Raw genomic sequence first — 25,878 nt, forward strand, 5'->3', positions numbered from 1 at the left:
AAAACCGCGACCCGCCAGGCTGGGGGTCGCGGTTTTTATTGCCCATCAAAAGAGCTTAGTAATGAGGTGGCGGCGCGTCTTCTTCGAACGACTCAAACTGCCCCACCATTTCCTCCTGACGCTTAAGCAAAGCAGCCATTTGCATCTGCAAGCGATCAACCACTTTCTGCTGCATCACCAAGACATCATTCAGTGCCTGAATGGTGTCATCTTGAAATGCCAAACGGCTTTCCAGATCCATCACACGCGATTCAAGTGTCATGCTTTAACCCTCCGCCAACGTGAAATCGTTACCCAGCACTGTTTTGAGCTTGCTGCGAACAACATTGACTTCATCTTGCCTATACGGCTTTGCCGGATGCTTGCCCCAGACAGGCCCCGGCCAAGCAGCATCTGTCTCATAGCGAACAATAACGTGCATGTGCAATTGACTGACCACATTGCCCAAGGTCGCCACATTCATTTTGTCCGCCTTGAACCCCTCTTTCAGCGTTTGCGCCAAGGCCGTGGTCTCGCGCCACATCTGCTGCTGATCGAGGTCATCCAACTGAAACAATTCGCTTATACCCTCGCGACGCGGGACCAAAATAAACCAAGGGTAATTTGAGTCGTTGGACAGCAACAGGCTGCACAAGGGGAACTCCCCTACCAGCCAAGTATCCTGTTGAAGGCGTGAATCCAAAACGAACACTGAATGCTCTCCTGCTAGCCGAGTAATTTACAGCCCACCCAGCGATTGATGACGCGCACCAACCGCCATGTGACATGGCATGCAGGATACCCTTGATTACGCCTCACATCACGCCAGCACCTGCATCCCCTCATCAGATGGCTGCCCGTTCGCGAAAACAACAGCTGACAAACACTTGCGCACCAAAACAGCACAGCAAGAGTGCTTTTAGTGCACTCAAGCGTCACCACCTACCCAAGCAGGTGTTAACCGGTAACGTTTTTGACCCCTTATGCACACACATAAGTTTAATAAGCACAAAAATCAATGAGTCAAGGACCGCCCGACCATCGCCTTACCCTCGCGCCATCAGGCCTGACGAAACCAAAATAGGCTCTGCGACATATTTTTCAACACACACACCGGTTTGTGCATGCTTGTTGCATATTCACTCGAACAGTTGGCAACGCTTTTGCCAGAACGCAAAAGCAAAACGATAAATAACAATAGCTGGATCGTAGGAATTTTGAGCCTTTAAGCGTAGGCAGGCTCTATTTAGCCATGCGTTCAGCACTTTAAAAAAGCGCTAGAAACATAGCCAACATGCCAATAAAACTACGTGCCAGCGACATGAAACATGCGTTTTGCGACATGGCTGTAAAGAAGCTGAAAGCTTATCAGAGCAAGTATCGCCAACATGGTCAGCGTGATATAAGTTTGCGCCGACACAAAAAGAAAGAGCCGCCCCAGATAATAAATTCAGGTGGGAGCGGCAGTACTCTTCCTAAAACCAAAGGAGCAAATCACGATGCGCGTGATGAAGTGGAGCATGATCGCCCTGGCTGTTTCAGCCGGCACTACGCAGTTCGCAATGGCTTCGTCTCAGGACGACGCTAAAGGTTTCATTGAAGACAGCACACTGACTTCCAAAACCCGCATGCTGTACATGAACCGTGACTACCGTAATGGCGCAGGCAACATCAGCAAGAACGGTCCTGTCGTAGGCGGCGCCCCTTATAAAAGTGGCTACCGTGAAGACTGGGGCCTGAGCGAACTGCTCAACTACGAGTCTGGCTTCACTCAAGGCACCGTAGGCGTGGGCGTTGATGCTTTCGCCATGGGCACTGTACGCCTGGACGGCGGCGCTGGTCGTCAGGGCAACGGTCTGTTCGCATCTCGCGGTAACGGCTCCCCGGAAGACACTCAGTCGAAATTAGGCGGTGCTGTTAAGTTCCGTATTTCTGACACCGTTCTGAAGTACGGCAACCAGTTCGTTGCCAGCCCGGTTTTCTCCACCGATGACAGCCGCCTGCTGCCTGAAGTGGCTACTGGTACGTTGATCTCCAGCAAGGAAATCGAAGGTCTGGAGCTGAATGCCGGCCGCTTCACTGCACTGAGCTCGCAAACTGGCATGGGTCGCGACAGCATCAATGGTCGTGATGATGATGGCGTCAAGCAACCCGGCCTGACCGCTGCAAACATCGTTGGCGCAACGTATCAATTCACCGACAACCTCGTGGGCGGCGTGGCAGCTTCGGATGTTGATGACTACTTCAAGAAGCAGTACGCCAACCTGAACTACACCCTGCCAATCGCAGAGTCCCAAGCCCTGAACTTCGACTTCAACGGCTACCGGACTTCCAGCCAAGGCAAGGAACTAGTCGGCAACGTTGACAACAAAATCTGGAGCTTGGCAGCGGCCTATAGCATCGGCTCTCACAAGTTCACCCTCGCTCACCAGCGCTCTACCGGTGACAGCGGTTACTACTACGGCGTAGATGGCGGCGGTTCTATTTTCCTCGCCAACTCCGTGCAGTACTCCGACTTCAACGGCAAAGACGAGCGTTCATGGCAGGGTCGCTACGACCTGAACATGGCTGGCTATGGCGTGCCTGGCCTGAGCTTCATGGCCCGCTACATCAAAGGCGACAACATCTCTGCCGGCGACAGCGAAGGCAAAGAGCACGAGTTCGACTTTGAAAGCAAATACGTGATGCAAGAAGGCCCGGCCAAAGACCTGTCCTTCCGCCTGCGTAGCGCGATTTATCGCGCCAGTAATTACGGTAGCGACACCAACGACGTTCGCGTCATTATTGAGTACCCACTGAACATCTTGTAATTGGTGCGTTAGAGCATCCGCTACAACGATTATGTTCTTTGAAAACCACGCCTGACTTCACAGGCGTGGTTTTTTATTGGCTCGATTTAATACTGCTACTTATATAGCAAGCTAACTAATCAAAAGACTTAGCGATCTATCAATCTAAATAAAATTAATTCTCATCTGCAACCCATGAAGCAGGTCTTAAAAACAAACTTAAGATGTACGGATTACAAAAACCATTAAAGGGGCACAAGCCCCTTTAATGGTGTATCGCTCGCAATAATGAATCGCGCTTTATTGCGCTACCGCTTCCTGAACCACGCGAATCACGCGCTGAGGAAAAGGAATATCAATGCCAGTCGCCTTCAAACGATCACGTGAGTGTTCGTTGAACATGAACAGCACATCCCAATAATCGGGTGTATTGACCCAAACTCGCAGTGACACTGTGATAGCGCTGTCACCCAAGGCCGTTACCACAACCACTGGCGCAGGCTCTTTCAGCACGCGAGGATCATCGGCCAATGCCAGCAGCACCTCACGAACCTTCTGCAAGTCAGCGTCATAGTCCACCCCAACATCGAACACAACCTTGCGCGTTGGCTGACGGTTGTAGTTCGTGATGATGCCGTTGGACAGATTACCGTTAGGCACAATGACCGTTTTGTTGTCTCCGGTACGCAATACGGTATGGAAAATCTGAATGCTGTCCACTGTACCGCTCACGCCCTGCGCTTCAATCCAGTCACCGATTTTGAAGGGACGAAACAGCAGAATCAGCACCCCACCGGCAAAGTTCGCCAGGCTGCCTTGTAAAGCCAGACCAATAGCCAAACCCGCAGCACCGATAGCAGCCACAAACGAGGTGGTCTGAATGCCAATCATTGAGGCGACGCTGACAATGAGCAGCACTTTGAGAATGATATTGACCAAGCTGCTGATAAAGCCTTGCAGCGCCAAATCAGCCTTTCTCAACGCCAGCAGCTTGCCCAGCTTGTCAGTCAAACGGTTGATCAACCACCAGCCAACGGCCAGCGTAATCAGAGCCAGCAGCACACGGCTACCGTACTCCATGATCATCGGAACCCAAGCCTGCGAGGCTTGAATCAAGTGATCAACTTCTGCATTCAAATCCATTTATCTCTCCTTGTACCGATACCCGGTGACGTCTTTTGTGCAGCAAAACGATTGAACTGGCCAAGCCGCTCAACCGTTTTTGCAGTGCCCGGGAAGCTCGGACGTCGATGATCGCCATAGGTTCCCCTATGGCCAATGATCAGTCGCGGAAGTTATTGAATTGCAATGGCATACCGAATTCTTTAGCACGCAAGGCAGCGATCGCCTCTTGCAGGTCATCACGCTTCTTGCCAGTGATACGCACCTGCTCGCCTTGAATGGCAGCCTGAACCTTAAGCTTGGCGTCCTTGACGTGAGCAACGATTTTCTTCGCCATCTCTTTATCAATGCCTTCTTTCATAACGGCCTCTTGCTTCATCAACTTGCCAGAAGCATAAGCATCTTTGACCTCAAGGCATTGCACGTCGATTTTGCGCTTAACCAGTGCCAGCTTGAGGATTTCGATCATCGCCTCAAGCTGGAAGTCAGCTTCAGCAGTCAAATTCACCGTCAGATCTTTCTCTTTGAACTCAAAAGAGCCCTTGCCCTTAAGGTCATAGCGACGATCCAGCTCCTTGACCGCATTTTCGACGGCGTTGGTGACTTCGTGCTTGTCCAGTTCGGATACCACGTCGAACGACGGCATGTAATTTTCTCCAAAATATAGAAGGCGCACTCAACACTGATGGAGCGCGCCTGACTTGACAGTTAAAATGCGCGGCCATTATAGCGGTTCTTCAACGTCAATCACTTGCGAGCACACATGCCACACTCGGCTTTGCCTCAAACCTCTGCGCCCCAAGCCTCAAGCTCCACGCCTTGGCACATTTTAGGCGCCGGAAGCCTTGGCACACTGTGGGCCACGCGACTGACACGCGCTGGGTTTCCAGTAAAGCTGATCATGCGTAATCAAGCACGTTTAGAAGCCTATCAAGCTGCGCAAGGCCTGACACTGGTCGAAGGCGAACACTCACAGCAATGGGCGATCAGCGCTGAACTGCCCCAAAGCAATGAGCCCATCCAGCGTTTGCTGGTGGCGTGCAAAGCCTATGATGCTCAAAGTGCAGTCGCTCAAATAGCATCACGGCTAAGCCCAAACGCCGAACTGATACTGCTCCAGAACGGGCTGGGCAGTCAGCAAGCCGTCGCCGCCCTTGTCCCTCATGCTCGTTGTATATTCGCCTCCAGCACCGAAGGGGCCTTTCGCGAGGGTGACTGGCGCGTGGTCTTTGCTGGTCACGGCCACACGTGGCTAGGCGACCCGCATCAGGGTGAACCGCCAACATGGCTTCAAGAACTTGAACGCAGCGGCATCGCCCACGAATGGAGCACTGAAATTGTCGGCCGTTTATGGCGAAAACTGGCGCTGAACTGCGCTATCAACCCTCTGACCGTTTTGCACAACTGCCGCAACGGTGGCTTGCAGGCACACGCCGATGAAGTAGACCTCTTGTGCATGGAACTGACAACACTACTCACTTGTTGCAACCAGCCTGCTGGCGCAGTGGATTTGGCGAGCGAGGTACATCGGGTTATCGCCGCCACAGCCAACAACTACTCCTCCATGCACCAAGACGTCGCTCAAGCGCGACGAACTGAAATCAGCTATTTGTCGGGTTATGCCTGCCAAGCCGCACTAAGCCGACAGCTCGCGGTGCCAAATCTGCAAGCATTGCACCAACGATTGACGGCTCACTTGCTGCAACGCCGATTGCCCTGCGACTAAAGCCCGCGCTACCCTGCGCCATTGTTCCTGCCAGATGCGGCCACTCATGTCCTTGCGCCAGCGCCTTGAAAACCTGCCGGTGGGCCAGAAGTTGCTGGCCGCCCTCCTCGCTCTGCTGGCTACCGTCTTGCTGGTGGCCAATCTAACGTTTATCAGTGTGGCTTACTGGATTTCCCACGAAAGCACTGCACCACAAGCCTTACAGACTCTTAGCCGCCTGGCATCCAACCCCGACCTCATCGTGAAGGCACTGGACTCCCCACAAAGCGCCAAGGCTCTACTCAAAGAAATGGGCAGCTACGCCCCGCTTAGGGCGGCGGCAATTTATGACAGCACTGGCAACTTGATTGCACAGCTACAACGTGGCGAAAAGCTCCCCCTGCCCCAGCACTTTCGACAAATCGAGGCCTGGCAACTGACGGAGCTGCGAAGCAATCACGTCACGCCGTTATCCAACGGCAACCAACCTCCCGGCCATCTGTTACTGGTGGCCAGCAGTGAACTGCCTATGGCGTTTTATACCGGCACATTCACCGCCAGCCTGGGAATTTTGATGTTCAGCGCTTTACTTTGGTTTGTGGTGGCTCGACAAATTAAACGGCTGATTACACAACCCATTCGCCAGCTGGAAGAGCTGTCACGCCAAGTCACGCGCGAAGAGAACTACGCGCTGCGCGCAGCTCCAGGCAACCATGACGAAATCGGCAGCTTGGCAGAGGCCTTCAATACCATGCTGTCGCGCATTGAAGTGCGCGATCAAGAACTCAAGCGCGCCCGAGATGAATCCCAAAGCGCTTATGCGCAAGCCCATTCACTTGCTGAAGAAACCCGCCACACCAATCGCAAGCTAGAGCTGGAAGTTCAAGTTCGCGGCAAAATTGAGAAAAAACTGACAGGGTTTCAGAACTACCTCAACAGCATCATCGACTCCATGCCTTCGGCTCTGATTGCGCTGGACGAGCAACTCTATGTCACGCAATGGAATCAAGAGGCCAGTATTCTTTCAGGGACACGCCTGGACGACGCCCTCAATCAGCCGATTGATCTTGCATTTGCCCCACTCAAACCCTTTGTGCCTCAGCTCAAAGACACCATTACCCATCATCAGGTCGCGAAAATTGATCGGGTCACGTGGGTGCATGACGAAGAGCCGCACCATTACGCACTGACGTTCTATCCGCTTACGGGCAGTGGCGGGCGTGGCGTAGTGATACGAATCGACGACATTACTCAGCGCCTGTCAATGGAAGACATGATGGTGCAATCAGAGAAAATGCTCTCCGTGGGCGGGCTGGCGGCTGGCATGGCGCATGAAATAAACAACCCTTTAGGCGCCATCCTGCATAACGTGCAGAACATTCGCCGTCGATTGTCGACTGAACTACCAAAAAACCTCGAACAAGCCGAACAATCAGGTATCGATTTAGACTCCGTAAACCAATACCTTCAAGCGCGTGAAATCCCGCAATTACTGGACGGCATCCAACAAGCAGGCGCGCGGGCAGCCAAAATCGTGACTCACATGCTCAGTTTTAGCCGGCGCAGCAATCGGCAAATGAGCGCGTGCGACTTGTCTGCACTCATAGATCAGGCCGTCGACATTGCCAGCAACGATTTTGATTTGGCCATTGGGTTTGATTTCAAAGGCCATGCCATTGTTCGCCAATTTGATCCCCAGCTTGGCCCGGTGCCCTGCATTCCCAATGAGCTTGAACAGGTGTTGTTAAACCTGCTGAAAAACGCCGCCCAAGCCATTCACCTGCGGGACGAAAACAGCGAGCCGGGGCGCATTGTGCTGCGCACCAAGCTCAATCCGCCCTGGGCTGAAATTCAGGTTGAGGACAACGGCATAGGGATGCCAGAGCACGTACGCAAGCGGATTTTCGAGCCTTTTTTCACCACCAAAGAGGTCGGTCAAGGCACAGGCCTTGGGCTGTCGGTGTCTTACTTCATCATCACCAATAACCATAAGGGGCAAATGGAAGTGCAATCCGCATTAGGCCAAGGCACCTGCTTTACCTTGCGCCTGCCCCTGACGGGCCATTTGATTCCTTCCCACGAAACAACCACGGTGGAGCTGTAACCATGGGTTTTCGCTTATCAAAGATTTACACCCGCACCGGTGACAAAGGCCAGACAGGCCTGGGCGATGGCCGGCGCGTACCCAAGGATCACCCACGAATTGAGGCCATTGGCGAGGTCGACGCGCTTAACAGCCAAGTAGGCCTGCTGCTAGCCGGCTTGACCGAACACAGCAGCCAATGCCCCGGCCTTAACGAACTGATTGAAGTGCTCAAGCCTTGTCAGCATCGATTGTTTGATCTGGGTGGCGAGCTGGCAATGCCGGTGTATCAAGCACTCGACAACGCACAAGTAGAGCAACTTGAAACCGCAATTGATCGCTGGAACGAAGAGTTAGGTCCGCTGGAGAACTTTATTTTGCCCGGCGGCTCGACCTTGATTGCTCAAGCGCATGTTTGCCGCAGCCTTGCCCGCAGCGCCGAACGCCGCTGCCAGCAACTCAATGCGCTAGAGCCCTTGGCGGGTGTAGGGTTGGCGTATATCAATCGACTGTCAGACTTGCTGTTTGTGGCCGCTCGCCTGATTGCCAAGCGCCAGGGTATTGATGAGATTTTGTGGCAGGCTGCCGCAAAGCCTGAAGCTTAAAAGGTACATACAACCGCGTAGCCGTTGCACCAGGCTACGCCCGGTGGCAACGGCTACAGGCGCTTGATACTCATCAATCCTGCGGCCAAAACGCCCGAATACCCGCAACACCCTGCGCGCCAATCTCCCACGCTTGCTGACGATCATCTGGCCCCAGCCCGCCGAGCAAAAACACCGGTTTGGTGAAACCTGCAATCAACTGCTGCGCCTGCTCCCAACCCAATGGTTGCGCATCAGGGTGCGTTTGGGTGGGCAACACGGGCGACAGGGTGACAAAATCCACGCCCATCTGCTCGGCCAGCGCCAACTCTTGCGCATTGTGGCAAGAAGCCGCCAACCAACGCGCCTTTGGAAAAGGCCGACCATTGGCCGCCAGTTTTTGCAGTTGCTTGGCCGTCAAATGCCAACCCGCAGACGGGAAGTCACCCAACCACTCCAGCGGCCCCTTGAGCATCAGTTGCGCTTTACCGGCACACAACCCCGTCGCATCTACCGCTAAATCTCGGTATTTAGGGTCGTAACCGTTAGGCGCACGAAGTTGAACCAGTTTGATCCCTCCCGCAATTGCCTTCTGCATGCCCCGTAAAAGCACCGGTGTTTCCAGCCCATCCGGAGTAATCAAATACTGATCAGGCAAGCGAGCCGCCGCTACAATCGGCTCATTCGCCGCCGGAAACTCATACTCCGCCAAATCACGCGGGGTAACCCAAGCCAATGGCTGGCCTTCCGCCCCGTGAGGCTCACCCGTGAAAGATGAAACCTCCCAAACATCCAGCAGCACTTGCTTGTCAGGATAGTCATGTTGAACCTTGATCAAAGGCCGAGCTGCTTTAACCACAATACCCAGCTCTTCTTGCAGCTCACGCCCCAATGCAGCTTGAACTGATTCACCCGCTTCAACCTTGCCACCCGGAAACTCCCAGAGCCCGCCTTGATGCTGAGTGTCCGCACGACGGGCAATCAGAATTTTGCCATCTGCGCCTCGAATAACGGCCGCAGCCACATGAACTCGTTTCACCCTTGTACTTCCTCCAGTCAGGCCTGTTGCCAGGCTTAATACGCTCAAATTCGCTGTTGCACTCGGCGGCCTAGCTGCGCATCAAGTACGGTACTCGGCGTTGATTTTGACGTATTCGTGAGACAAGTCGGTGGTCCAGATGGTTTCGCCGCACTCACCCCGGCCCAGCTCGATACGAATCGTGATTTCCTCACGGGCCATCACCGCGGAGCCCTGCTCTTCGGTGTAAGTCACGGCGCGTGCACCACCACTGGCAATACACACTTCACCCAAGAACACATCGATCTTGCTGACGTCTAGATCCGGCACACCGGCACGCCCTACAGCAGCCAGAATGCGACCCCAGTTAGGATCAGAGGCAAAAAGCGCGGTTTTGATCAGCGGCGAGTGAGCGACGGTATAGCCTACGTCCAGACACTCTTGGTGATTAGCGCCACCGTTGACTTCAACGGTCACAAACTTGGTCGCCCCTTCACCGTCACGCACGATGGCCTGAGCCACCTCCATGCACACTTCAAGCACAGCCTGCTTCAGCGCGGCAAACAGCGGGCCGCTGGCTTCAGTGACTTGAGGTAAGTTGGCTTTGCCGGTAGCGATCAGCATGCAGCAGTCGTTGGTCGAGGTGTCGCCGTCAATGGTGATGCGGTTGAACGACTTGTTGGCACCATCGAGCAACAGATTTTGCAGCACGTCACGTGAGACCTTAGCGTCTGTGGCGATGTAACCCAGCATGGTGGCCATGTTAGGGCGAATCATGCCTGCACCTTTGCTGATGCCCGTCACGGTAATGGTCACGCCGTCATGTACGAACTGACGGCTGGCACCTTTTGGCAACGTGTCAGTGGTCATGATGCCGGTCGCGGCCTCTGCCCAGTTGTTCTCGGACAAATCATCCAAGGCCGCCTGAAGTGCGCCTTCGATTTTCTCTACCGGCAATGGCTCGCCAATCACGCCTGTGGAGTACGGCAGCACGGCGCTGGCATCCACCCCTGTTAACTCGGCTAGCTTGGCGCATGTACGCGTCGCCGCCGCCAGACCCGGCTCGCCAGTACCGGCGTTGGCATTACCCGTGTTGGTTAGCAAATACCGCACGGAGCCTTTAACGCGCTGCTTGGCCAAAATCACAGGAGCGGCGCAAAAGGCATTCAGGGTAAACACACCCGCCACGCTAGAGCCTTCAGCGCAGCGCATCACTACCACATCTTTGCGTCCCGCACGCTTGATACCGGCAGAAGCAATACCCAACTCAAAACCAGCAACCGGGTGCAAAGTAGGCAAAGGACCAAGACCAACAGCCATCACGCGCTCCTCAATAAGATCTGTGCACCGCCGCGAAAGGACGGGAATTCAATGGTAAAACGCCGCGACGGCTAAAGCCGGTCGCGGCGTAGGTGTTTCAGCAATTGAAACGGGCTATTAGTTAATTTGACCGTGACAGTGCTTGAATTTTTTGCCCGAGCCGCAGTAGCACAGCTCATTGCGACCCAGTTTCTGCTCATTACGAGCAGGCTCGGTCACAGTGGTCACGTCCGCCACATCGGCACCTTCAAGCACCTCGGCCAAGGCATCCGGCTGGTCAAGGCTTGGCGCTTCGGCATGCTGGAACTGCATGCGTTGAGCCAGCTCTTCAGCTTCTTGACGCAGACGCGCTTCTTCTTCGACTGGGTCTTCGCGACGAACCTGAACATGCGATAGCACGCGGATCGAGTCACGCTTGATTGAATCAAGCAGCTCGGAGAAAAGATTGAACGACTCGCGCTTGTACTCCTGCTTCGGGTTCTTTTGCGCATAACCGCGCAAGTGAATACCGTGGCGCAGGTGGTCCATGGTGGACAGGTGGTCTTTCCACAAGTCGTCCAGTACGCGAAGCACAATTTGCTTCTCGAACGTGCGCAGCGCTTCAGCACCGGCCTGCTCTTCTTTTTCGTTGTAAGCCGCGATCAGTTCGTTGAGCAACTTGTCACGCAGGGTTTCTTCGTACAGGTGATCGTCTTCATCCAACCATTGCTGGATCGGAAGTTTCACACCAAAGCTGCTTTCAATCGCAGACTCCAGACCTTTGACGTCCCACTGTTCCGGCAACGATTGCGGCGGAATATGAGCGCTGATAGTGCTGTCCAGCACGTCCTTGCGGAAGTCGGCAATGGTTTCGCCAATGTTATCGGCTGCCAACAACGTGTTACGCATGTGATAAATCACTTTACGCTGCTCGTTGTTAACGTCATCGAACTCCAGCAGTTGCTTACGAATGTCGAAGTTACGACCTTCAACCTTGCGCTGCGCTTTTTCGATCGCGTTGGTCACCATGCGGTGCTCGATCGCTTCGCCCGACTGCATGCCCAAAGCTTTCATGAAGTTCTTCACCCGATCAGAGGCAAAGATGCGCATCAGGCTGTCTTCAAGCGACAGATAGAAACGGCTGGAACCCGCATCACCCTGACGGCCAGCACGACCACGCAGCTGGTTGTCGATACGGCGTGATTCGTGACGCTCAGAAGCGATTACGTGCAGACCGCCCGACTCAAGCACTTGCTGGTGACGTTTCTGCCAATCAGCTTTGATTTGAGCAATTTGCTCTGGCGTCGGGTTTTCAAGAGAAGCGACTTCTACTTCCCAGTTACCGCCCAACAGGATGTCTGTACCACGACCGGCCATGTTGGTGGCGATGGTGAGTGCACCCGGACGACCAGCCTGAGCAATGATTTCAGCTTCTTTTTCGTGGAACTTGGCGTTCAGAACCTTGTGCTCAATACCTTCCTTTTTCAGCAGGTTGGACATGTGCTCAGAGGTTTCGATAGTTGCCGTACCCACCAACACTGGACGGCCTTTGGCCATGCAATCTTTGATGTCAGCCACAATTGCCGCGTACTTTTCATCAGCAGTCAGGAACACCAGGTCGTTGTAGTCTTTACGCGCCAAAGGCTTGTTCGGCGGAATGACCATGACCGACAGGCCGTAGATCTGGTGAAACTCGAACGCTTCGGTGTCAGCCGTACCGGTCATGCCGGACAGCTTGTTGTACAGACGGAAGTAGTTCTGGAAGGTGGTGGAGGCCAGTGTTTGGCTCTCGGCCTGAATGTTCAGGCCTTCCTTCGCTTCGATGGCCTGATGCAGGCCTTCGGACAGGCGGCGACCCGGCATGGTACGGCCGGTGTGTTCGTCAACCAGCAACACCTGACCGTCTTCAACGATGTATTCAACGTTGCGATGGAACAGCTTGTGAGCGCGCAGTGCAGCGTAAACGTGGGTCAGCAGGCCCAAATTGTGCGCCGAGTACAGGCTTTCGCCTTCTGCCAGCAAACCGATTTGGGTCAGCATTTCTTCAACAAACTGGTGACCGGCTTCGTTCAGCTCAACCTGGCGGGACTTCTCATCGATAGTGAAGTGGCCAGCCTTGGTGACTTCGCCTTCAACTTCTTCGATGTGCTGTTCCAGCCGCGGAATCAGCTTGTTGATTTCGGTGTACAGCTTGGAGCTGTCTTCGGCCTGACCCGAGATGATCAGCGGTGTACGCGCTTCGTCGATCAGGATCGAGTCGACTTCGTCGATGACTGCGAAATTAAGCTCGCGCTGGAATTTCTCTTCCATGCTGAAAGCCATGTTGTCGCGCAGGTAGTCAAAACCGAACTCGTTGTTGGTGCCGTAAGTGATGTCGGCAGCATAGGCTTCACGTTTTTCTTGAGGTGGCTGGAACGGGGTAACAACACCGACCGACAGACCCAGGAACTCATAAAGCGGACGCATCCAGTTGGCATCTCGGCGAGCCAGGTAGTCGTTCACGGTAACCACGTGCACACCCTTGCCAGACAGCGCGTTGAGGTATACCCCAAGCGTTGCTACCAAGGTCTTACCTTCACCGGTACGCATTTCTGCGATCATGCCTTCGTGCAAGGTCATGCCACCGATCAACTGCACATCAAAGTGGCGCATGCCCATGACGCGCTTACCGGCTTCACGGCAGACCGCGAAGGCTTCTGGCAGCAATTGATCGAGGGTCTCACCTTTGGCTATGCGGGCCTTGAACTCTTCGGTCTTGGCACGCAATTGCTCATCGGTCAGAGCAACCATTTGCTCTTCGAGGGAATTGACGACCTGTACCGTCTTGAGCATGCGTTTAACTTCGCGCTCGTTCTTGCTTCCAAAAAGTTTCTTTAACAAAGGCGCAAACATATCGGCAGGATCTTCCACACATAGGGATGGAGGGCGGCCCCGAGAGTCGCCCGAGCAGCCCTGATGGCCGCATGCGAGCGAGCATTCTACCCGGAAACGGCGGTGAGGAAAGTGGCGTTATTCCACGATACTGGTACTGCGTTGTGACGGGGCCCCCTTAAAATAAGGCCTTTTTTCTGAACTTCAACCCATTACATGCATTAGTTACTCATTGATTTTGCAGGGAATGGGCCTGCCAGCAGGATCATCTCGGGCCAAACCAGCGGTTTCTGTTAAGATTGCGCCTCTGTTTTCACAGGTGTTTGAACATGGCATTTCGCCCACATCCAGCACGGGCACCCTCCGTCCTGCTCCGCGAGGCCAAGCCCCTAAAAGCCATTTTTGGTCATGCCAAGCGCCTTGCGCACCTGCAACGCCTGCTCGAAAGCCAACTCCAGCCAGCCGCACGCGAGCATTGCCACGTAGCGTCATGGCGCGAGGGCAGTTTGTTATTGATTGTGACTGACGGCCATTGGGCCACTCGCTTGCGTTACCAGCAAAAACGCTTGCTGCGCCAATTACAGGCATTTGACGAGTTCGCCAGCCTGACCCGCATTTTATTCAAGGTGCAACCACCAACAGTGCTGGCAAAAGTGGCCGGACATACGCTCGACCTGTCTGTTGATGCCGCCCAAACTATTCAAGCGACAGCTGACGGCATCAGCGACCCTGCACTCAGGGCCGCGTTGGAGCGCCTGGCCAGTCACGCCAAACCCAAGCCTGACTGACACTGTGTAGCCGCGCCGCTGGCTATTTACGCTTGCTGCCACCCAACAGTGAGCCCAGCAATCCGCGAACTAACTGACGCCCCATTTGGCTTGCGGCCTGACGCGCCATAGATTGCAACGCCTTTCCCGCTGTGGTGCCCAAAAAATCCCCCGCCTGATCAAGAAACCCAGGTTCTTGGGGCGCACTTTTTTCAGGTGCTACCTGCCCCTGCGCTTCTGGGGCCACACCCTTGCGCGCCAGCAGCACTTCATAAGCAGACTCGCGATCAATAGGCTTTTCATAACGCCCTTGCAACGGCGAGCTGGCAATCAATGCCGCACGCTCAACGTCGGTAAGCGGCCCAATCCGTGATTGCGGCGGGGCGATAAGCACGCGCTGAACCATCGCTGGCGTGCCCTTCTCTTCCAGCATGCCAACCAGCGCCTCGCCCGTACCCAGCTCGGTGAGCACCGCCAAGGCATCGAACGCCGGGTTGGGTCGAAAACCCTCTGCCACAGCTCTGAGGGATTTTTGCTCTTTAGCGGTGAACGCCCGCAGGCCATGCTGAACACGCAGCCCCAGTTGAGCCAGCACCGTGTCCGGCAAGTCTGCCGGGGACTGAGTGACGAAATAGACCCCCACACCTTTAGAGCGAATCAGGCGAACCACTTGCTCCAAGCGATCTTGCAAGGCCTTGGGTGTGCCCGCAAAGAGCAAATGCGCTTCATCGAAAAACAGCGCCAACAGCGGTTTGTCGGCATCTCCGCGTTCAGGTAGTTGCTCAAAAAGCTCAGCCAGCAACCACAACAAAAAGGTCGCGTACACCTTGGGCGCCTCATGCACCAGACGGCTAGCATCAAGCAAGTGAATGCGCCCTCGGCCATCGCTGGCAGGTTGCAAGATGTCTTCCAACTGCAGCGCAGGCTCACCAAATAACGCTTCGGCGCCCTGCTGCTCCAAAGTTGCCAAACGACGCAGTAATGCCTGACTGGAGCCTGTCGTCATTAACGCGGCGTCATCCCCTAATACTTGAGGGTTATCACGCAGGTGATTAAGCAGGGCTTTCAGATCCTTGAGATCCAGCAGCAGCAAGCCTTCACGATCTGCGACTTTAAAAGCCGCATATAACGCGGATTGCTGGCTGTCTGTCAGCTCCAGCAAACTGCCAAGCAATAAAGGCCCCATCTCGCTCAACGTTGTGCGCAAGGGGTGGCCGGACTTGCCCTGGATATCCCACAGCGTGACCGGATACGCCTTGGGCTGATAGTTCAGCCACGGCATGCCGCCAATACGTTCGGCAATTTTGCCCTGAGGATTACCGGCAGCGCCCAGCCCACACAAATCACCTTTTATGTCCGCAGCAAATACAGCAACACCGGCATCGCTGAACTGCTCAGCCAATCGCTGAAGGGTGACGGTTTTGCCTGTCCCCGTGGCGCCCGCAATCAAACCGTGGCGATTGGCCAAGCGTAATGATTGGGTGATGGCGTTGCCCGTAAGGTCGGCACCGAGAACAAGAGCAGAAGAGTCAGGCATTTTCCCACCTTTAATTAATCTTTCGCGTGACGGCGTCGATATAGCGTTAATGCTAGACCAGAAACTTCCGACATAGATGTCAGAAAAAACGCCAAAAATATAGGAATCGCTCAGCTCCTGCGGGCGACCTCTAAGTGACGCGTCTTTTTTGATTGTAGGCCTCAAACTTTTAGACCTTAGCGGACCCTTCAAGCCATGAACAAAAACCTGCGTTTCAGTCATAAAATCCTGCTTGCCGCGTCCCTGATCGTGATCGCCGCCTTCTCCCTTTTTACGCTGTACAACGACTATTTACAGCGCAATGCCATTCGCGACAACCTGGAAAACTACCTGCATGAAATGGGTAGCGTCACCGCCAACAATATCCAAACGTGGCTGGGCGGCCGCGTTTTGCTGGCTGAGAACCTGGCTCAATCGATCACCATTAATTCAGAGCCGTCCAACGTGGCCAGCCTGCTGGAACAAAAAGCCCTGAGCAGCACGTTTATGTTGGTTTACTTTGGCGACAGCCAAGGCAGCTTCACCATTCGACCTGACAGCAAGATGCCAGATGGCTACGACCCACGCACCCGCCCTTGGTATAAGGACGCGATCAACAGCACAAGCACAAGCCTCACTGAACCCTATATCGATGCCGCCACGGGCCAAATGGTGATTACGATTGGTACAGCGGTTAAAAAAGCCGGGCAGATCCTTGGCGTAGTGGGCGCGGACCTGACGCTAGAAACCATTACCGACAACATCAATTCATTGAATTTCAACGGCATGGGCTATGCCTTTCTCGTCAACTCTGACGGCAAGATCCTGGTACACCCAAACAAAGAGCTGGCCACCAAAAACCTTAAAGACATTTACGGCCAAGCAACTCCTGCGATCAGCACGAACATCAGCGAAGTCAAATTCGATGGAAAAACCCGAATTGTGACCTTTGCTCCCGTCAAAGGGCTGGGCAACACCAATTGGTATGTCGGCCTGTCGATCGATAAAGAAAAAGCCTTCAGCGCACTGAGTGATTTCCGCACCACTGCGATCATTGCCACGCTGATTGCTGTGGTTTCGATCATTGCGCTGCTCGGCCTGTTGATCCGTCTGCTGATGCAGCCGTTGCACGTCATGACCCGCGCCATGCAAAACATCGCCGAGGGTGAAGGTGACCTGACGCGCCGCTTGAATGTTGAATCCCAGGATGAATTCGGCACCCTGGGCACCGCTTTCAACCACTTTGTTCAGCGAATTCATACTTCAATCAGCGAAGTGGCTTCTGCGACGGAGCACGTTAACGAGGTAGCACTGCGCGTTGTCAGCGCCTCTAACTCCTCGATGGTCAACTCTGATGAACAGGCCAATCGAACCAACAGCGTCGCGGCAGCCATTAATGAACTGGGCGCAGCAGCCCATGAAATCGCCCGTAATGCCGCCCAAGCCTCGCATCAAGCCAGTGACGCTCGCGGCTTGGCCGAGGAAGGCCAGCAAGTGGTTGAGCGCAGCATTAACTCGATGCAACAACTGTCGCAGATGCTCAGCACCTCCAGCGGTCACATTGAGTCGCTGAACGACAAAACGGTGAACATTGGTCAGATTCTAGAAGTCATCACCAGCATCTCCCAACAAACCAACCTGCTGGCGCTTAACGCTGCCATTGAGGCTGCGCGCGCGGGCGAAGCCGGACGAGGTTTTGCCGTGGTCGCTGACGAAGTGCGCAACCTGGCGCACCGTACTCAAGAATCAGCACAGCAAGTGCAAACCATGATTGAGGAGCTGCAAATCAGCGCCCGCGAGTCTGTGAGCACGATGGAAGAAAGCCAGCGCCACAGCCAAAACAGCGTAGAAATTGCCAATCGCGCAGGCGAACGCCTGGTTAGCGTCACAGAGCGCATTGGTGAAATTGACGGGATGAATCAGTCGGTGGCAACCGCAACAGAAGAGCAAACCTCTGTGGTTGAATCGATCAACGTGGATATTACGGAGATCAACACCCTAAACCAGGAAGGTGTCGAGAACCTGCAATCTACCTTGCGCGCCTGCTCTGATCTTGAGCAACAAGCCGCTCGCCTGAAGCACTTGGTGGGTAGTTTCCGCATCTAACCTGTTGCGCCCGGGATCGCGAGCGATCTCGGGCGCTTCACAGCTTAATCAGATTGAGCACAAGGTTTAGCTGGCGTCTCGTGTTGTAACTCATCCCACAGCCGAGCAGCATCAGGAAAATCAGTCCCATCCTCGGGGCCAAGCGCGTCCGGGTCATAACGACTCAAGCACCCCTCTCCCAATGTTGGCGGCCCGTGAGACACAGCCTTGTCGAGCGGATCGGTCATGGTCAACCCTCAACACGTCATTAGCCAACCTTGATTGCAACCTGCGCCAGCAGATCAGAACACGACAGTTTTGTTGCCGTGGACCAATACGCGATCTTCCAGGTGATAACGCAGGCCACGGGCCAACACCATCTTCTCGACATCACGGCCGAAACGCACCATGTCCTCAATGCTGTCGCTGTGACTCACGCGCACCACGTCTTGCTCGATGATCGGACCTGCGTCCAGCTCTTCGGTAACGTAGTGGCACGTAGCGCCGATCAGCTTCACGCCGCGCATGGAGGCTTGGTGATAAGGCTTGGCGCCCACAAAAGACGGCAAAAAGCTGTGGTGAATGTTGATCACTTGATGCGCATACTCTTGGCACAAGTTTGGCGGCAAGATTTGCATGTAGCGCGCCAGCACAACCACTTCGGCCTCATGGTGCTTGACCAGACGCGAAACCTCGGCAAATGCAGGCTCTTTGTTCTGCGGGTCAACCGGCACATGGTAATAAGGAATGCCGTGCCACTCGACCATGCTGCGCAAGTCGTTGTGGTTGGAAATCACACATGAAATCTCGCAATCGAGTTCATCACTGTGCCAGCGGTGCAGCAAGTCAGCCAGGCAGTGAGACTCGCGGCTGGCCATCAAGACAACCTTCTTTTTTTGCGCTGTGTCGGTAATACGCCAAACCATCGAGAACTCTTCGGCTATTGGAGCAAATGCTTCGCGAAAAGCATCCAGCCCAAATGGCAGAGAGTCGGCACGAATTTCGTGACGCATAAAGAACCAACCGCTTTGATCATCCGAGTGGTGGCTCGCTTCAGTGATCCAGCCATTGTGGGAGGCCAAAAAATTACTGACCTTGGCAACAATGCCGACGCCGTCGGGGCACGCAATCACCAACCGAAAAGTGCGCATGTAGGGGAAACTCCAAAACTTTACTAAGGCCGCCATTCTAGCGAGTGCGCAGCAAAACTACAGCAGTCGTTGCACCTTATTGGCTGCGCCACTGCGTCGCGCAGCCCCTGACCAAACGCTGGGAGCGCCGTGGCTTACAGGGTATTTATCGATCAATTGACAACATTTATTAATCACTTCTATTACGTCCATAGCCAAGCGTCTATTTAATTGCGGCCATATTGAAAAGCGCAAAGTTAGTGAGTAAAAATTTAAATTATTCTGCCATCACGTGTTTACTTGCTGTAACTGTCTGACTATTATTGCGCCACTGAATCCCTGTTAACCCTTTTCTGCATAAGGTTATCCTCATGTCCTTGATCAACGAATATCGCGCTACAGAAGAAGCCATCAAAGAACTGCAAGCTCGCCTGAAGAACCTGTCGGAAGACGACAAACTTCAAACCGAGCTGGAATTTGAAGGCAAACTGCGTACGCTGATGGGCGAATATCAAAAATCGCTGCGCGATATTATCGCGCTGCTGGATCCAGAATCCAAAGTTAACAAAGCTCCACGTGGCGCTGTGAAAACTACCGGCACCAAACGCGCTCGCAAGGTTAAACAATACAAGAACCCGCACAACGGCGAAGTGATTGAAACCAAAGGTGGCAACCACAAAACTCTGAAAGAGTGGAAAGCCAAGTGGGGCGGCGACGTGGTTGAAGGCTGGGCAACTTTGCTCGACTAAGTAACACTCCGCGCGCAGTTTTAATGCGACGCTAATAAAAAACGCCAGCTTGCTGGCGTTTTTTATTGCCCGGCGTTTACGACACGCTCTTTTACTCAGCACTCACACTCAAACGCTGCCTTAAGGCATTGGCATAGCGCTGCCAATCATTGAGCAGCTTCAACTGGGCCGGTGTAGCGCTGCGCGACAGCTCCTGTGCCGCCTGGGTGAATTGCTCGTACGTGATCGGCGCACCCAGTGCCGGGTTAGATAAACGCTGCTGACAAAACATATGCCAGCGCTCCTGCTCGGCAGCACTCAAGGTATGAGGAAAGTTTCGAGCCCGATAACGGAATAACAATTCGGGCAAGCGTTCATCATCAAACGGCCATGTTTCACTGGCCAATTGTTCTGGGTCACTCAGCCTGACTTGCTCGCACAAACGCCGATCGCGATCACCCAGAAAACCGTCATACAACTGTTGCTCTGGGTCCTCACTGGGCACAAAGTCTTCACTGGCATAAACAGTCGCTAATGTGTCCTGCCAAACTTCCTGCGCTTGGATCAGCTTGTGCACACGTTCCTGGTATTGGCCAATGTCCAATTGCAAACGCTGTTGATCCTGTGCACGCAATACATTCAAAGGCGCGACCACAGGGCAGCGATTAATGTGTATGAGCTTGAGGGGAACAGGTAATTGTCCTTCAGACAAATCTTCTCGACGGGTATAGAGCAGTTGGCGCAAAGACTGCGCATCCATATCCAGTAATGGCTGAGGATCATAATGCAGGTCACACACAATCAGCGCATTACGGTTCTTTGGATGCCATGCCAAAGGCAGCACCACACCCAAATAATGACGAGCGGCAGAAAACCGCCCGGAAATATGCACCATCGGTTGTAACAATCGAACTTGATCGAGTACCCGCTGTTTAGTTCGCAGCTGGAATAACCAGTCATACAGTTTTGGCTGTTTTTCACGAATAAGCCGAGCCAAGGCAATTGTCGCCCGAACATCGGAAAGTGCATCGTGAGCTTGACCGTGATCAATGCCATTAGCAGCGGTCAAGCGCTCCAATTTGAGCGTCACCCGGCCATCGTCCTCAGGCCAGACAATGCCTTCGGGCCGCAAGGCGTATGCCGTTCGCACCACATCGATTAAATCCCAACGGCTATTGCCGCCTTGCCACTCGCGGGCATAAGGGTCAAAAAAGTTTCGGTAAAGGCTATATCGCGTGACCTCATCATCGAATCGCAGCGTGTTGTAACCTGCCCCACACGTGCCGGGCATTGCTAACTGCGCGTGAGTGCGGGTGATGAACTCTGCCTCATCCAGCCCCTTGTCATCCAGAAGACCGGGAGTGATGCCCGTGACCAGACATGCGGCCGGGTGAGGAAGAATATCTTCACTCAGATGGCAGTAGAGATTGAGCGGCTGGTCGATCTCATTAAGCTCGACATCGGTGCGGATACCGGCCACCTGCACGGCTCGATCGCAGCGCGGGTTAATGCCGGTGGTTTCATAGTCGTACCAAAAAATAGAGGTCACGGGGTGTTCCTGAACAGAAGACCCCACAAGTCTAGGCGCTCGAACACGCGCAAGACCAGCCCCTGTGTCGAAGCACCTCGTTTACCCGCACGCTCAGTTGCCCTACGGGCTACGCAGAGGCTGGCAAAGGGTAAAAACTGAAGTAATTACGTAAAGCACTGACCAATGCGATGTAGTCCGCAGGCGGCTGATAAAGGACGAAACCAGAATCATAGTAATGTGGCGTGACATCTTCACGGCACCACACACACCGCGCTGCCAGATCAATGATCTGTAATTGCCCCTCTGTCCCGGGCAGTTTGAGGCGCAGCTCGAAATTAGCATCGACCAGCAGCGGCAACTGGCTGATCAACATCAACCCCTGATCACAGACATTGCCCAAATAGCCGATGGGCCTGTCTGTGAAGCGATTAAACACTTTCAAAAAATACGGCAGTTGATGACGCTCAATACGTCGTTCGTTAAACATGTCGAATTCACTATGAAAGGCCATTAAACATGGCCGCGCCAGTGCTTCTAAATGCCTTGCCCGCGTGCCCTGGAACCACAACTGAAACGCAACATGGCATTCACCCTCCGCTCAAACAGCAACCTTTAACTCACGGCTGCACACCCGTTAATAAGCATCAATTGTCATCATGGGCCTACAGACGTAAACCCCTTCAAACGCATCTAAAGACTAGTTAATTGAGGGCAAATGACCAGCTTAAATTTAGCCCGTCATCACAACGTCGCAGGTTGCGCTTGAGCAGTGCTTCCGGGGCCCGGAATAAATTTAAGTATCTGCAAGGTTTCGATGCGCGCCTTGGCCCGATAGGCGTACTCGCTCTTCGGGAACTCATTAATGATGTAGCGGTAAGTCTGCGCGGCATCCAGATAAAACTTGGTGCGTTCCAGACACAGGCCACGCAGCATAGCGGTCTGCGGCCAAATGTAAGGCCGGCTGCGGCTGTCACGATCAACCTCGGACACCTCCAGCATCACCGCTTCACAATTGCCGCGATCATAAGCACGGTAGGCGTTGTTCAAATGGTGATTCATCGACCAGCGGGTACAACCGACCACACTGGTGGCCATCAATAAAACGAGCAAAATGCGCATGGGTATCTCCTGTTCTCAGCAGTGTATCGACCCGCCAGCCAAATTCTTCAAGCTCAGGCACTAACAACTTAAGTCGAAAGTAGTGCAGAGGAACAATGACTACAGCCAAAGACCATAGTAGCCTTTGGCAGCGCTTGAACTCAGGAGTCTTTGCATGTCCGTTCGTCGAACTAAAATCGTTGCCACCCTTGGCCCTGCCAGCAATTCACCAGAAATGCTGGAACAGCTAATCCTCGCAGGCCTTGACGTCGCCCGTCTGAACTTTTCCCACGGCACTCCCGATGAGCACAAGGCCCGCGCCAAGCTGGTACGTGAAATCGCCGCCAAGCATGGCCGCTTCGTCGCCCTGCTGGGTGACCTGCAAGGCCCGAAAATTCGTATCGCCAAATTCGCCAACAAAAAAATCGAGCTGAAAGTCGGTGATCAATTCACCTTCTCCACCAGCCACCCGTTGACTGAGGGCACTCAGCAGGTTGTCGGTATCGACTACCCGGATCTGGTCAAAGATTGCGGCGTTGGCGACGAGCTGTTGCTCGATGATGGCCGTGTTGTGATGCGTGTTGACACCGCCACTGATGACGCCCTGCACTGCACCGTGCTGATCGGCGGCCCACTGTCGGACCATAAAGGCATCAACCGTCGTGGCGGCGGCTTGACTGCGCCAGCCCTGACCGAAAAAGACAAGGCTGACATCAAGCTGGCTGCTGAAATGGAAGTCGACTACCTCGCCGTGTCGTTCCCTCGTGATGCCGCCGATATGGAATACGCACGTCAGTTGCGTGACGAAGCAGGCGGTACTGCCTGGCTGGTCGCAAAAATCGAACGCGCTGAAGCAGTCGCCGACGACGAAACCCTCGACGGCCTGATTGCCGCCAGTGACGCGGTCATGGTTGCCCGTGGCGACCTGGGCGTTGAGATCGGCGATGCCGAGCTGGTGGGCATCCAGAAGAAAATCATTCTGCACGCACGTCGCCACAACAAGGCGGTCATCGTTGCGACCCAGATGATGGAGTCGATGATCCAAAACCCGATGCCAACACGCGCCGAAGTGTCCGACGTTGCCAACGCCGTTCTCGACTACACCGACGCTGTAATGCTTTCGGCAGAAAGTGCTGCCGGTGCTTACCCACTGGAAGCGGTGCAGGCTATGGCGCGTATCTGCGTCGGTGCTGAAAAACACCCGACCAGCAAAACGTCCAGCCACCGTATGGGTAAAACCTTCGAAAGCTGCGACCAGAGCATTGCGCTGGCGGCCATGTACACCGCCAACCACTTCCCAGGCGTCAAAGCGATCATCGCCCTGACTGAAAGCGGTTACACGCCGTTGATCATGTCGCGTATTCGTTCTTCGGTGCCGATCTACGCGTTCTCCCCGCACCGTGAGACTCAGGCACGTGCTGCCATGTTCCGTGGTGTCTACACCGTGCCGTTCGACCCGGCTTCGCTGCCGCCAGAACAAGTCAGCCAAGCAGCTATCGACGAGCTGCTCACGCGTGGCGTCGTAGAAAAAGGCGACTGGGTCATCCTTACTAAGGGCGACAGCTACCACACCATCGGTGGCACCAACGGCATGAAAATTCTGCATGTCGGCGACAAAATGGTCTAAGCCTCACACGGCCCAAGCCTAAAGCCCTGCCTGAGTGATCAGGCAGGGCTTTTTTGTGATCGCAGCGTCGTACTTAAACTCTGGTTTTATTCACAAAACCCGACAACGCCGCGATGGCTTCAGGCGAGCTGAGGCGCTGAATAAACAGCCAGCTCTCGTCTTCGATCACCTGCCGCAACTGCTCGCGCCCCGGCGCCCTCATCAACCGCTTGCTGTCTTGCACCGCCGAAGGGGCCAAGCCTGCCAGCCGATACGCCGCCTCATGGGCTTTTTTCATCGCCGCCGCCCCATCAGGCAACGCCGCATTGGCCAAGCCCCACTTGGCAGCCTGCTCGCCCGTAAACCCTTCGCCCAGCAGCAACAGCTCGGCCGCCCTCGCCTGCCCCAGCAATTGCGGCAGTAACAGACTCGAACCAAACTCCGGGCTTAAACCCAAGTTAACGAACGGCATGCGCAATCGCGCATCGTGACTGACATAAACCAAATCGCAATGCAGCAGCAACGTCGTACCAATCCCCACCGCAGCACCCGCCACTGCGGCAACCACCGGTTTGCGGCACGCCAACAGGCTGCGCATAAAGCGAAACACCGGGCTCTGCATGTCAGTGGGCGGCTGCTCAAGAAAGTCCGCAATATCGTTACCACTGGTGAAGCACTCAGCGCTGCCGCAAATCAGCACCGCGTGTACGCACACATCAGCATCAGCCTGCTCCAACGCCTGCGCCAAGCAGCTGTACATCTCGCGGGTCAGAGCGTTTTTTTTGTCTGGCCGATTCAAGCGCAAGGTCAGCACGGCACCTTCGCGTTCAACAATAAGGGTTGGATTCATGCTCGCTCTCGCAAAAAGCAGGACGCCGCGCCTAGCTGCGAGTCAAATAGGTATCGGCCAGCAGTTGGTTGCGCGGCAATCCCGCCAGAAACAAGCGTTTGGCAAATGCCTCAACGCTATCGGGGTGCCCGCAGACTAAAGCGTGGGTTTGGCGCGAGACAAGCCGCATTTGGACTAGAAAATCAGGCAATTCAACACGCGTGAGCCATTCAACCTGTAAGTTCGGATGCTCGGCCGCTAAGGCCAACAATGGGCCTTTCAAATAATGCTCAGCCTCATCACGAGCAACATGCACCAGCCAGATCGGCCCTTGATGACCCTGACGCAACGCTTCACGCAGCACACCAAACAACGGCCCCAGCCCGGTGCCTGCGGCCAATAACCACAACGGCTGCTCTTGCCAGTCAGGGTCATAACGCAACGCCCCACCCCGCAACTCACCCAGGCGCACAGCGTCACCCACGTTGAACTGCCGCGCGGCACTGACGAACTCACCCCAATGGGCGCAATCGAGATGAAATTCCAGAAAACGGTCTTCTTCAGGCAGGCTCGCCAACGAGTAAGGCCGAGCAACGCCATTGGCTGCCCAGAGCACCACATGCTGCCCGGCGCGATAACGTAAAGGCCGTTGCGCCAACAGGCGCAAACGCAACACCGACGGGCTCAGCCAGTCAACACTGGCCACCTGTGCTGGCAACCCGTCGCGCAGCGGGTCGAACGCTTGGAGCTGTAAGTCCTCGACCACCTGGCACTGGCACGCCAAACGCCAACCCTGCTCTCGCTGAGGACGCGTCAAGGCATCGGGCTTGAGGTCAAGCGGCTCACCCTGTACGCAACGCACCAAACACGCATGGCAACTGCCCGCGCGGCAGCTGTAGGGCACAGCGACCCCCGCCTGATTGAGGCTGTCCAGCAAATTGCTGCCGTCGGCAACCGACCAGCGCTTGTCTGCCACATGTAACTCGGGCACTTAGGGCCTCCCATTTGAAATTAAGCGCAAAATCTGTCATCGCTGCCGCAGGCTGCACTGAGTTTGGTGTGCCACTACGAACAAAGCCCTTATCGCAGCCTTCGGCAACGGCCACAAGCACCCCCGACTTTGGTTTATGCCTGCACG

23 protein-coding genes and 1 pseudogene are annotated in these 25,878 nt (G+C 54.6%); 9 read left to right on the forward strand and 15 right to left on the reverse strand.

The window, feature by feature from the left end:
• Positions 1-55 precede the first annotated feature (55 nt).
• Positions 56-262, reverse strand: coding sequence for a SlyX family protein (locus ACZRJQ_RS12645; protein WP_463978681.1), 207 nt, complete (start codon positions 260-262; stop codon positions 56-58).
• Positions 263-265: 3 nt separating this feature from the next.
• Entirely contained in the window at positions 266-691 is a 426-nt protein-coding gene (locus ACZRJQ_RS12650) for an HIT family protein (protein WP_463978682.1), read from the reverse strand.
• Positions 692-1,478: 787 nt separating this feature from the next.
• Between ACZRJQ_RS12650 and ACZRJQ_RS12655 the strand changes: the two genes are divergently transcribed.
• The gene (locus ACZRJQ_RS12655) at positions 1,479-2,789 is read left to right on the forward strand and encodes an OprD family porin (RefSeq protein ID WP_463978683.1); all 1,311 of its coding nucleotides are present in this window, start codon (positions 1,479-1,481) and stop codon (positions 2,787-2,789) included.
• 279 nt (positions 2,790-3,068) lie between these two features.
• On the opposite strand, the gene ACZRJQ_RS12660 is transcribed toward ACZRJQ_RS12655, so the two are convergent.
• A complete protein-coding gene (locus ACZRJQ_RS12660) occupies positions 3,069-3,911 on the reverse strand; it encodes a mechanosensitive ion channel family protein (RefSeq protein WP_463978684.1) in 843 nt (280 codons plus the stop codon).
• A 139-nt stretch (positions 3,912-4,050) separates the two neighbouring features.
• Entirely contained in the window at positions 4,051-4,536 is a 486-nt protein-coding gene (locus tag ACZRJQ_RS12665; RefSeq protein WP_463978685.1) for a YajQ family cyclic di-GMP-binding protein, read from the reverse strand.
• Between the two features lie 117 nt (positions 4,537-4,653).
• Between ACZRJQ_RS12665 and ACZRJQ_RS12670 the strand changes: the two genes are divergently transcribed.
• From ACZRJQ_RS12670 to ACZRJQ_RS12680, 3 genes are read left to right on the forward strand one after another with little or no spacing between them, the layout of a single operon-like run.
• Positions 4,654-5,616, forward strand: coding sequence for a putative 2-dehydropantoate 2-reductase (locus ACZRJQ_RS12670; RefSeq protein ID WP_463978686.1), 963 nt, complete (start codon positions 4,654-4,656; stop codon positions 5,614-5,616).
• Between the two features lie 46 nt (positions 5,617-5,662).
• Positions 5,663-7,699 carry a sensor histidine kinase gene (locus tag ACZRJQ_RS12675; RefSeq protein WP_463978687.1) on the forward strand — a complete coding sequence of 679 codons (2,037 nt, stop codon included), beginning with the start codon at positions 5,663-5,665 and terminating at the stop codon, positions 7,697-7,699.
• Between the two features lie 2 nt (positions 7,700-7,701).
• Positions 7,702-8,283 carry a cob(I)yrinic acid a,c-diamide adenosyltransferase gene (locus tag ACZRJQ_RS12680; RefSeq protein WP_463978688.1) on the forward strand — a complete coding sequence of 194 codons (582 nt, stop codon included), beginning with the start codon at positions 7,702-7,704 and terminating at the stop codon, positions 8,281-8,283.
• Positions 8,284-8,356: 73 nt separating this feature from the next.
• Here ACZRJQ_RS12680 and ACZRJQ_RS12685 read toward each other — a convergent pair whose 3' ends face one another.
• The 3 genes from ACZRJQ_RS12685 to secA form a co-directional block, all read right to left on the reverse strand.
• Positions 8,357-9,301: a Nudix family hydrolase gene (locus ACZRJQ_RS12685; protein WP_463978689.1), complete on the reverse strand. Its 945-nt coding sequence runs from the start codon at positions 9,299-9,301 to the stop codon at positions 8,357-8,359.
• 81 nt (positions 9,302-9,382) lie between these two features.
• A complete protein-coding gene (gene argJ / locus ACZRJQ_RS12690; protein WP_463978690.1) occupies positions 9,383-10,600 on the reverse strand; it encodes a bifunctional glutamate N-acetyltransferase/amino-acid acetyltransferase ArgJ in 1,218 nt (405 codons plus the stop codon).
• A 117-nt stretch (positions 10,601-10,717) separates the two neighbouring features.
• Entirely contained in the window at positions 10,718-13,471 is a 2,754-nt protein-coding gene (gene secA, locus ACZRJQ_RS12695; protein ID WP_463978691.1) for a preprotein translocase subunit SecA, read from the reverse strand.
• Between the two features lie 308 nt (positions 13,472-13,779).
• Here secA and ACZRJQ_RS12700 point away from each other — a divergent pair, with 308 nt between their 5' ends.
• On the forward strand, positions 13,780-14,238 hold the full coding sequence (locus ACZRJQ_RS12700) for a DUF721 domain-containing protein (protein ID WP_463978692.1): 459 nt from the start codon (positions 13,780-13,782) through the stop codon (positions 14,236-14,238).
• A 22-nt stretch (positions 14,239-14,260) separates the two neighbouring features.
• Here ACZRJQ_RS12700 and ACZRJQ_RS12705 read toward each other — a convergent pair whose 3' ends face one another.
• Entirely contained in the window at positions 14,261-15,754 is a 1,494-nt protein-coding gene (locus ACZRJQ_RS12705; protein ID WP_463978693.1) for a helicase HerA-like domain-containing protein, read from the reverse strand.
• 195 nt (positions 15,755-15,949) lie between these two features.
• On the opposite strand from ACZRJQ_RS12705, the pseudogene ACZRJQ_RS12710 reads away from it, so the two are divergent.
• Positions 15,950-16,981, forward strand: a pseudogene (locus tag ACZRJQ_RS12710) (HAMP domain-containing protein); the annotation flags it as partial.
• A gap of 93 nt (positions 16,982-17,074) precedes the next feature.
• Complete coding sequence (locus ACZRJQ_RS12715; protein ID WP_463978719.1) at positions 17,075-17,839, forward strand: methyl-accepting chemotaxis protein; 765 nt, start codon at positions 17,075-17,077, stop codon at positions 17,837-17,839.
• Between the two features lie 44 nt (positions 17,840-17,883).
• Here the strand turns inward: ACZRJQ_RS12715 and ACZRJQ_RS12720 are convergent, their stop codons facing one another.
• Positions 17,884-18,066 carry a hypothetical protein gene (locus tag ACZRJQ_RS12720; RefSeq protein ID WP_463978694.1) on the reverse strand — a complete coding sequence of 61 codons (183 nt, stop codon included), beginning with the start codon at positions 18,064-18,066 and terminating at the stop codon, positions 17,884-17,886.
• 54 nt (positions 18,067-18,120) lie between these two features.
• Positions 18,121-18,969 (reverse strand): formyltetrahydrofolate deformylase, encoded by an 849-nt coding sequence (purU, locus tag ACZRJQ_RS12725; protein ID WP_463978695.1) that lies wholly within the window; start codon positions 18,967-18,969, stop codon positions 18,121-18,123.
• A gap of 350 nt (positions 18,970-19,319) precedes the next feature.
• Between purU and mvaT the strand changes: the two genes are divergently transcribed.
• Positions 19,320-19,697, forward strand: a complete 378-nt coding sequence (gene mvaT, locus ACZRJQ_RS12730) for a histone-like nucleoid-structuring protein MvaT (protein WP_463978696.1) — start codon at positions 19,320-19,322, stop codon at positions 19,695-19,697.
• A 91-nt stretch (positions 19,698-19,788) separates the two neighbouring features.
• Here mvaT and sbcB read toward each other — a convergent pair whose 3' ends face one another.
• The 3 genes from sbcB to ACZRJQ_RS12745 form a co-directional block, all read right to left on the reverse strand.
• On the reverse strand, positions 19,789-21,225 hold the full coding sequence (gene sbcB, locus ACZRJQ_RS12735) for an exodeoxyribonuclease I (RefSeq protein WP_463978697.1): 1,437 nt from the start codon (positions 21,223-21,225) through the stop codon (positions 19,789-19,791).
• 109 nt (positions 21,226-21,334) lie between these two features.
• A complete protein-coding gene (locus ACZRJQ_RS12740; protein WP_463978698.1) occupies positions 21,335-21,694 on the reverse strand; it encodes a PilZ domain-containing protein in 360 nt (119 codons plus the stop codon).
• 254 nt (positions 21,695-21,948) lie between these two features.
• Complete coding sequence (locus tag ACZRJQ_RS12745; protein ID WP_463978699.1) at positions 21,949-22,326, reverse strand: tetratricopeptide repeat protein; 378 nt, start codon at positions 22,324-22,326, stop codon at positions 21,949-21,951.
• Between the two features lie 154 nt (positions 22,327-22,480).
• Between ACZRJQ_RS12745 and pyk the strand changes: the two genes are divergently transcribed.
• Complete coding sequence (gene pyk / locus ACZRJQ_RS12750; protein WP_463978700.1) at positions 22,481-23,932, forward strand: pyruvate kinase; 1,452 nt, start codon at positions 22,481-22,483, stop codon at positions 23,930-23,932.
• A gap of 73 nt (positions 23,933-24,005) precedes the next feature.
• On the opposite strand, the gene ACZRJQ_RS12755 is transcribed toward pyk, so the two are convergent.
• Positions 24,006-24,761 carry an enoyl-CoA hydratase-related protein gene (locus ACZRJQ_RS12755; protein ID WP_463978701.1) on the reverse strand — a complete coding sequence of 252 codons (756 nt, stop codon included), beginning with the start codon at positions 24,759-24,761 and terminating at the stop codon, positions 24,006-24,008.
• 31 nt (positions 24,762-24,792) lie between these two features.
• A complete protein-coding gene (locus ACZRJQ_RS12760; protein WP_463978702.1) occupies positions 24,793-25,731 on the reverse strand; it encodes an iron-sulfur-binding ferredoxin reductase in 939 nt (312 codons plus the stop codon).
• Positions 25,732-25,878: the final 147 nt, after the last annotated feature.

The organism is Pseudomonas sp. E315 (assembly GCF_055406205.1).

Bases quoted from the DNA above. Each gene is read 5' to 3' on its own strand.
- ACZRJQ_RS12745 (WP_463978699.1), bottom strand. From the start codon at position 22,326: ATGCGCATTTTGCTCGTTTTATTGATGGCCACCAGTGTGGTCGGTTGT.
- ACZRJQ_RS12670 (WP_463978686.1), top strand. From the start codon at position 4,654: ATGCCACACTCGGCTTTGCCTCAAACCTCTGCGCCCCAAGCCTCAAGC.
- secA (WP_463978691.1), bottom strand. From the start codon at position 13,471: ATGTTTGCGCCTTTGTTAAAGAAACTTTTTGGAAGCAAGAACGAGCGC.
- ACZRJQ_RS12740 (WP_463978698.1), bottom strand. From the start codon at position 21,694: ATGTTTAACGAACGACGTATTGAGCGTCATCAACTGCCGTATTTTTTG.
- ACZRJQ_RS12700 (WP_463978692.1), top strand. From the start codon at position 13,780: ATGGCATTTCGCCCACATCCAGCACGGGCACCCTCCGTCCTGCTCCGC.
- pyk (WP_463978700.1), top strand. From the start codon at position 22,481: ATGTCCGTTCGTCGAACTAAAATCGTTGCCACCCTTGGCCCTGCCAGC.
- ACZRJQ_RS12680 (WP_463978688.1), top strand. From the start codon at position 7,702: ATGGGTTTTCGCTTATCAAAGATTTACACCCGCACCGGTGACAAAGGC.
- ACZRJQ_RS12675 (WP_463978687.1), top strand. From the start codon at position 5,663: ATGTCCTTGCGCCAGCGCCTTGAAAACCTGCCGGTGGGCCAGAAGTTG.
- ACZRJQ_RS12645 (WP_463978681.1), bottom strand. From the start codon at position 262: ATGACACTTGAATCGCGTGTGATGGATCTGGAAAGCCGTTTGGCATTT.
- ACZRJQ_RS12665 (WP_463978685.1), bottom strand. From the start codon at position 4,536: ATGCCGTCGTTCGACGTGGTATCCGAACTGGACAAGCACGAAGTCACC.
- purU (WP_463978695.1), bottom strand. From the start codon at position 18,969: ATGCGCACTTTTCGGTTGGTGATTGCGTGCCCCGACGGCGTCGGCATT.
- ACZRJQ_RS12705 (WP_463978693.1), bottom strand. From the start codon at position 15,754: ATGCCTGACTCTTCTGCTCTTGTTCTCGGTGCCGACCTTACGGGCAAC.
- mvaT (WP_463978696.1), top strand. From the start codon at position 19,320: ATGTCCTTGATCAACGAATATCGCGCTACAGAAGAAGCCATCAAAGAA.
- ACZRJQ_RS12720 (WP_463978694.1), bottom strand. From the start codon at position 18,066: ATGACCGATCCGCTCGACAAGGCTGTGTCTCACGGGCCGCCAACATTG.
- ACZRJQ_RS12755 (WP_463978701.1), bottom strand. From the start codon at position 24,761: ATGAATCCAACCCTTATTGTTGAACGCGAAGGTGCCGTGCTGACCTTG.
- ACZRJQ_RS12655 (WP_463978683.1), top strand. From the start codon at position 1,479: ATGCGCGTGATGAAGTGGAGCATGATCGCCCTGGCTGTTTCAGCCGGC.
- ACZRJQ_RS12660 (WP_463978684.1), bottom strand. From the start codon at position 3,911: ATGGATTTGAATGCAGAAGTTGATCACTTGATTCAAGCCTCGCAGGCT.
- ACZRJQ_RS12715 (WP_463978719.1), top strand. From the start codon at position 17,075: ATGGTCAACTCTGATGAACAGGCCAATCGAACCAACAGCGTCGCGGCA.
- argJ (WP_463978690.1), bottom strand. From the start codon at position 10,600: ATGGCTGTTGGTCTTGGTCCTTTGCCTACTTTGCACCCGGTTGCTGGT.